4 protein-coding genes are annotated in these 6,722 nt (G+C 75.2%); 3 read left to right on the top strand and 1 reads right to left on the bottom strand.

All coding sequences use genetic code 11. The features are described 5' to 3' along the window. Positions 1–124 precede the first annotated feature (124 nt). Positions 125–1,588: a ricin-type beta-trefoil lectin domain protein gene (locus ACFRAV_RS31135; RefSeq protein ID WP_382560915.1), complete on the bottom strand. Its 1,464-nt coding sequence runs from the start codon at positions 1,586–1,588 to the stop codon at positions 125–127. A gap of 353 nt (positions 1,589–1,941) precedes the next feature. Between ACFRAV_RS31135 and ACFRAV_RS31130 the strand changes: the two genes are divergently transcribed. The 3 genes from ACFRAV_RS31130 to ACFRAV_RS31120 all read left to right on the top strand — a co-directional run bounded on the left by ACFRAV_RS31130 (position 1,942) and on the right by ACFRAV_RS31120 (position 6,618). After that, positions 1,942–3,393 (top strand): class II fumarate hydratase, encoded by a 1,452-nt coding sequence (locus ACFRAV_RS31130; RefSeq protein WP_382560912.1) that lies wholly within the window; start codon positions 1,942–1,944, stop codon positions 3,391–3,393. A gap of 169 nt (positions 3,394–3,562) precedes the next feature. Further along, positions 3,563–4,255, top strand: a complete 693-nt coding sequence (locus ACFRAV_RS31125) for a DUF402 domain-containing protein (protein WP_351114690.1) — start codon at positions 3,563–3,565, stop codon at positions 4,253–4,255. Between the two features lie 191 nt (positions 4,256–4,446). Then, positions 4,447–6,618 (top strand): SpoIIE family protein phosphatase, encoded by a 2,172-nt coding sequence (locus ACFRAV_RS31120; RefSeq protein ID WP_382560908.1) that lies wholly within the window; start codon positions 4,447–4,449, stop codon positions 6,616–6,618. Positions 6,619–6,722 lie beyond the last annotated feature (104 nt).

Raw genomic sequence — 6,722 nt, 5'->3', positions numbered from 1 at the left:
GGCCACGGGGAGACCGTGGCGCACGCCGCACGCGTGTCAGGCGCGTTGCCGGGCGCGGCTCGGCGCACGCCGCACGCGTGTCGGGCGCGTCTCGGCGCGCGGCTCACGCGCCGTCGCACGCGGCTCAGGCGAACCGCTGGTTCGCCGCCCCCGTGCAGCTCCGCAGCACCAGGTCGGCGGTGGCCGAGGGCAGCGTCGCGCACAGCCCGGTGGCCGAGGCGGGCCGCAGCGTGCCGCTCTGCCGCACGAACTGCTGGTTGGCGTTCCCGTGGCAGTCCCACAGGACCAGCCGGGTCCCGGCGGTGACACTGCCGCCGCGGACGTCCAGGCAGCGGTCGTGGGAGAGCGCGGTGTGCACCGTCCTACGCGTGCCGTCGTACCACCAGTCCTGGTTGCGCTGCCCGTGGCAGCCGTAGCCGGTGACGGCGGTGTCGTTGCGGCTGGAGACGTTCGCGGCGTCCAGGCAGGTGCCGGTCGCCTCGTTGCGCAGCGGACGGAACGCGTCGTCCCAGGCCCCCTCGATCACCTGGACCCCGGCCGGGCCCGCCGGGTCGGCGCAACTGCCCTCGCGGAAGGCCGAGTCGTAGAACTGCCGGAAGCACGCGGCGAAGGCCGTGTGGCCACGGTAGTTCGGGTGGAAGGACTGGCGCACCGCGTTCTCGTCCGGCGGGAACGGGTTGGAGGCGACCGTCAGGCCGCGCACCCAGGTCTCCTCCATGCAGATCTCGTGGCCGTGGAAGAGCCGCGAGTTGTCCAGGTAGTACGCCCCGCTCGCCCGGGCCGCCTGCCGGATGCCGCGTTCGAACGAGGGGACCGCCTCGTTCCGCGCCCAGGCGAGGTCCTCGTCGGCCAGGGTGCAGCCCCCCGCCAGCTTCCCGGGGAAGTCGGGGTTGTCGCGGATGTCGGGGCCTCCCGGGCTCGGGTAGCCCATCAGGACCAGCTTGTAGGCGCTGTCGGCGTAGCCCGCGTCGCGCATCACGGTGCGCAGGTCGTTCACCGTCGAGGTCACCTTGGGCACCAGGCCGTCCACCCGGTCCTGCCAGCCGGCCCGGAGCCCGGGCGAGCAGGGCCCCTGGAGCAGCAGCCAGTCCAGCGTGCAGTCGGTGACCACCGGGCCGAACCGCAGGTCGTCGTTGGCGCCGACCACGACCACGATCATCTTGATCTTGGTGTTGCGCGCCTTGACGGCCAGGTTGTCGCTCTGCGGGAGTTCGTCGGCGTACTGCGCGGCGCCGCCCAGGCGCAGGTTGACGGTGCTCGCCCCGGAGCAGGACACGTTGTAGGTGACGTCGGCGGGGATGCCGGTGCGGTGGATCGCCGCGTCCTTGGAGCGGTGGCACCAGTTGTCCGGGCCGTCGGTGGGCGACTCGTAGTTGCCGACGCCCTCGCCGGAGATCTCGCTGTCGCCCAGCGAGATCAGTGAGGTCCTGCGCTGGTCGAGGGGTCGTTCGGCGGAGTCGCCGTAGAGGGTGACCGCCTCGGCCGCGCGGATCGCCTCGAGCGCGGACGGCAGCGGCGTGGAGGCGGCCGCGGTCGGAGCGGCCGAGGCTCCAGGTGCCGGGAGCCCCAGCAGGGCGGTGGCCGCCACCGCGAAGGCCGCCGCCGCACGGCCGGCCCCGCGCCGGAAGGCCCCGCGCCGGACGCCGCGCCCGGCGCCGTCCCCGTCGTCGGGTCCGACGCCGCGCCGGGCGGCGGGGCTTGGGCCGTGGCCGGTGTCGCTTCGTGCGCCGTGCCCGGTGCCGGGGCCGTTCCTGGGTGCTGTGCGGTGCACGACGCCTCCTGAATGGTCCGATGTCCCGTTCGGATGTCCCCTTGGGTGTGTACTGGCGGGTAGGGGCGGTTGGGAAGAGGACGAACCGGTCAACCGGTTGAAGGGGGAGGCGTGCGGCGGACCGGCCGGCGCCCCGGCCGGTGGAATCCCGGGTGAGGAAAGGGACGACGATGACGAGCGGGACCGAACGGGAAGCCGCGGCGGACGGGTTCGACGGGCCCGGCGCCGAGGGGCAGGCCGGGCAGTGGCGCGTCGAGCACGACTCCATGGGCGAGGTGCGGGTCCCCGCCACGGCCAGGTGGCGGGCGCAGACGCAGCGCGCGGTGGAGAACTTCCCCGTCTCGGGGCAGCGGCTGGAGCGCGCCCATATCGAGGCGCTGGCCCGGATCAAGGGCGCCGCGGCCAAGGTCAACGCCGAACTGGGCGTGCTGGACGGCGCGGTGGCCGAGGCGATCCGCGCGGTGGCCGCCGAGGTCGCCGGGGGCGGGTGGGACGACCACTTCCCGGTGGACGTCTTCCAGACCGGCTCGGGGACCTCGTCCAACATGAACATGAACGAGGTGATCGCGTCCCTGGCGTCCGAGCGGCTCGGCCGGGACGTCCACCCCAACGACCATGTGAACGCCTCCCAGTCCTCGAACGACGTCTTCCCCTCCTCCCTCCACATCGCTGCCACGGCCGCGGTCAGCCGGGACCTGATCCCCGCGCTGGAGCACCTGGCGGGCGCGCTGGAACGCAAGGCGGAGGAGTTCGCCGACGCGGTGAAGGCGGGCCGGACCCACCTGATGGACGCCACCCCGGTGACCCTCGGGCAGGAGTTCGGCGGCTACGCGGCGCAGATCCGGTACGGCGTGGAGCGGCTGCGCGCCTCGCTTCCGCGCCTGGCGGAGCTCCCGCTGGGCGGCACGGCGGTCGGCACCGGCATCAACACCCCGCCCGGCTTCTCGGCGGCGGTGATCGCCGAGGTCGCGCGGGACACCGGGCTGCCGCTCACCGAGGCCCGCGACCACTTCGAGGCGCAGAGCGCCCGGGACGGCGTCGTGGAGACCAGCGGGCAGTTGCGGACCGTCGCGGTGAGCCTGACCAAGATCTGCAACGACCTGCGCTGGATGTCCTCGGGACCCCGCACCGGCCTCGCGGAGATCAGCCTGCCCGACCTCCAGCCCGGCTCGTCGATCATGCCGGGCAAGGTCAACCCCGTGGTGCCGGAGGCGGTCCTGATGGTGGCCGCGCAGGTGGTCGGCAACGACGCCACCGTCGCCTGGGCGGGCGCCGCGGGCAACTTCGAGCTGAACGTGATGCTGCCGGTGATCGCCAAGAACGTGCTGGAGTCGGTGCGGCTGCTCGCCAACGCCTCCCGGCTGCTGGCCGACCGGACGGTGGACGGGATCGTCGCGCACCGCGAACGCGCCCTGGAGTACGCCGAGTCCTCGCCGTCCGTGGTCACGCCGCTCAACCGGTACATCGGCTACGAGGAGGCCGCGAAGGTGGCCAAGCGGGCGCTGGCGGAGCGGCGCACCATCCGCCAGGTGGTGCTGGAGGGCGGTTACGTGGACCGCGGCGACCTCACGCTGGAACAGCTGGACGAGGCCCTGGACGTGCTGCGGATGACCCGTCCCTGACCTCCCGGCGGCCGGAGGGACGGTCCCGCCGGACGGCCGGGACCGTCCCTCCGACGCCGCCGGCGCCGTCCCTCCGGCGCGTCGCGGGGCGCCGTTCCCCGGCACGCCGCGTGAACGCGCGTGATCCGCACCGCAGCGGGCGGGCCCGGACGACGCCTAGGATCGGCCCATGACAGCAGACTGCGGAGCGGCACGGCGGGACGGGAGCGGGGCGACGGAGTACTGGTCCCCCGGCAGTCACATCCTGTGGCGGTACCGGGAGAACGCCGGGAGCGGCTTCCACATCTGCCGGCCCGTCACCGTGGTCCGTGACGACGCCGAACTGCTGGCGGTCTGGCTGGCCCCGGACACCGAGTGCGTCAGACCGGTGCTGGCCGACGGCACCCCGGTCCACCGGGAGCCGCTGGAGTCGCGCTACACCAAGCCCCGCGCCACCCGCCGCGCCCACTGGTTCGGCACCGGAGTGCTGAAGCTGGCGCAGCCCGGGCGTCCGTGGTCGGTGTGGTTGTTCTGGGAATCGGGCTGGCGGTTCAAGAACTGGTACGTCAACCTGGAGGAGCCGCTGGCCCGCTGGGCGGGCGGTGTGGACTCCGAGGACCACTTCCTGGACGTCGTCGTCGGCCCGGACCGCGCCTGGGCGTGGCAGGACGAGGACGAGTTCGCCGAGGCGCAGCGCGCCGGGCTGATGGACGCGGGCACCGCGGTGCGGGTCCGGGAGGCGGGGCGGCAGGCGGTGGAGGTGGTGCGCGCCTGGGGCTCACCGTTCTGCGACGGGTGGGAGAACTGGCGGCCCGACCCGGCCTGGACGGTTCCGTCCTTGCCGGATGACTGGGACCGCACGCCCGCGCACGTCTCCTCGTGAGACCCTTGATGCATCGTGGGGGCCGAACCGTAGGATCGTCCTCCGGAACGCGCCCGGCGGGCAACGGCAAGTGTTTTCCCGGGGGTTGACGTCAGGTCAGGCCCAGGTGGCAGGACGAGGGAGAAGGTTCGCGAGGGCGGCGCCGGTGAGGGCCGGCGAGCACGGGATTGGCCTTTGGCGGCCCCGGACGGATGGATTCGACAAGCGTGACGGAGCACCCCACACCCGACACCCCGGCCTCCGTGCGCCCCGGCGCGGGCCCGGCCCGGTCCGCGGCGCCGCGCGACCGGCGCGCGGGCGCCGCCGGCGCCCGGTCCGAGCACAGCCAGCCGGAGACGGGCGCCGACCCGGCCGACGCTCCGCGTCCACGCCCCGCACCCGACTCCATCCCCGCGCAGCCCAAGCCGTCCCGCCGCCGGTCCGCCAAGCAGACCTCCGGCGGCAAGGGCAAGGGCGGCGGCCGGGGCAACGGTCGCGGCGCCCCGCCGGTGAAGACCACGGCGGCGGCGAAGGCGGCCCCGCCCCCGGCGGGCGCGCCGGACCCGTCCGGCGGCCCGGGCAACTCCGGCGGCCCGGGCAACTCCGGCGCCCCGGGCGGCTCCGGCGCGCCCGCCGGGAAGGACCGCCGCAGCGGCCGCGCGGCCGGGCCGGGCTCGGGCCCGGTTCCCATGCGGCGTGACGGGGAGCGGCTGCGGTTCGTCGGCGCGGCCACCCGGCGCATCGCGCGCGGCATGGACCTCGACGAGATCGTGATGGGCCTGTGCCGGGCCACCGTGCCCGCCTTCGCCGACGCCATCCTGGTCCACCTGCGCGAGCCGCTGCCGGTGGGCGACGAGCGGCCCGCCGGTCCGGTGGTGCTGCGGCTGCGCCGCACCGACCGCATCCCGCCCGACCGGGTGTCCGGCGCTCCGGACCCGCTGCCCGCGCTTCCCGCGCTGGCCACCGGCGAGGCGCCGGACGCGGAGGTGCCGCCGGGCAGCCCGCTGGACGAGGTGCTGCGCGGGGTCCGCCCGGTCTTCGCCGACTCGCCGTCCGCCCGTGAGGCGCTGTCCGGGCTGCTCGGCGAGGGCGCCGACGCGGTGGCCACCGGCCAGCACGCCATCCTGGCCCCGCTGCGCGGCCGCCGCCGGGTGATCGGCGCGGCGGTGTTCCTGCGCGGCCCCGAGCGCATCCCGTTCGAGGGCGACGACCTGCTGGTCGCCGCCCAGCTGGCCACGCACAGCGCGCTGGGCATCGACAAGGCGGTGCTCTACGGCCGCGAGGCGTACATCGCCGACGAGCTCCAGCGCACCATGCTCCCGGAGACGCTGCCCCGCCCGACCGGGGTGCGCCTGGCCTCCCGCTACCTGCCGGCCGCCCAGACCGCCCGGGTGGGCGGCGACTGGTACGACGCCATCCCGCTGCCCGGCAGCCGGGTCGCCCTGGTGGTCGGCGACGTGATGGGCCACTCGATGACCTCCGCGGCGATCATGGGCCAGCTGCGGACCACGGCGCAGACCCTGGCCGGGCTCGACCTGCCGCCGCAGGAGGTCCTGCACCACCTGGACGAGCAGGCGCAGCGGCTGGGCACCGACCGGATGGCGACCTGCCTGTACACGGTCTACGACCCGGTCGCGCACCGCATCACCATCGCCAACGCCGGCCACCCGCCGCCCGTCCTGCTGCACATGGACGGCCGGGCCGAGGTGCTGGAGGTGCCGGCCGGCGCGCCGATCGGCGTGGGCGGGGTCGACTTCGAGGCCGTCGAGCTGGACGCCCCGGCCGGGGCGACGCTGCTGCTGTACACCGACGGCCTGGTCGAGTCGCGGCTGCGCGACGTGTGGACCGGCATAGAGCAGCTGCGGGACAAGCTGGAGGCCACCGCCCGGCTCACCGGCCAGGACCACGCGCCGCCGCTGGAGGCGCTGTGCGACGAGGTGCTGGACATGCTGGGCCCCGGTGACCGCGACGACGACATCGCGCTGCTCGCCGCCCGGTTCGAGGGGATCGCTCCCAGCGACGTGGCGTCCTGGGAGCTGTACCCGGAGAACGCGGCGCCGGGCCAGGCGCGGCGGCTGGCCCGGACGGCCCTGGAGAACTGGGGGCTGGAGGCGCTGACCGACTCGGTCCAGCTGCTCGTCAGCGAGGTGGTGACCAACGCCGTCCGGTACTCGAACCGGCCGATCACGCTGCGGCTGCTGCGCACCGACGTGCTGCGCTGCGAGGTGGTCGACGACGTCCCGCAGCTGCCGCGGCTGCGGCAGGCGCGGGCCACCGACGAGGGCGGCCGCGGTCTGTACCTGGTGAGCCGGCTGGCCCGCCGGTGGGGCGCCACCCGTCTGTCCGCCGGCAAGGCGGTCTGGTTCGAGCTCAACCACCCCTGACCGGCGCAGCCACCCTGACCGGCTCAGCCACCCCTGATCGGCTCGGCCACCCTGACGGGACCGCTGCGCGGCACGACGAGAACGGCCCCGCCGCTGTCCGCGGC

The sequence above is a fragment of the Streptomyces sp. NPDC056600 genome (assembly GCF_042792855.1).
Taxonomy (GTDB): domain Bacteria; phylum Actinomycetota; class Actinomycetes; order Streptomycetales; family Streptomycetaceae; genus Streptomyces.
This window is presented reverse-complemented; position numbering and strand designations above follow the sequence as displayed.

Bases quoted from the DNA above. Each gene is read 5' to 3' on its own strand.
- ACFRAV_RS31130 (WP_382560912.1), top strand. From the start codon at position 1,942: ATGACGAGCGGGACCGAACGGGAAGCCGCGGCGGACGGGTTCGACGGG.
- ACFRAV_RS31125 (WP_351114690.1), top strand. From the start codon at position 3,563: ATGACAGCAGACTGCGGAGCGGCACGGCGGGACGGGAGCGGGGCGACG.
- ACFRAV_RS31120 (WP_382560908.1), top strand. From the start codon at position 4,447: ATGGATTCGACAAGCGTGACGGAGCACCCCACACCCGACACCCCGGCC.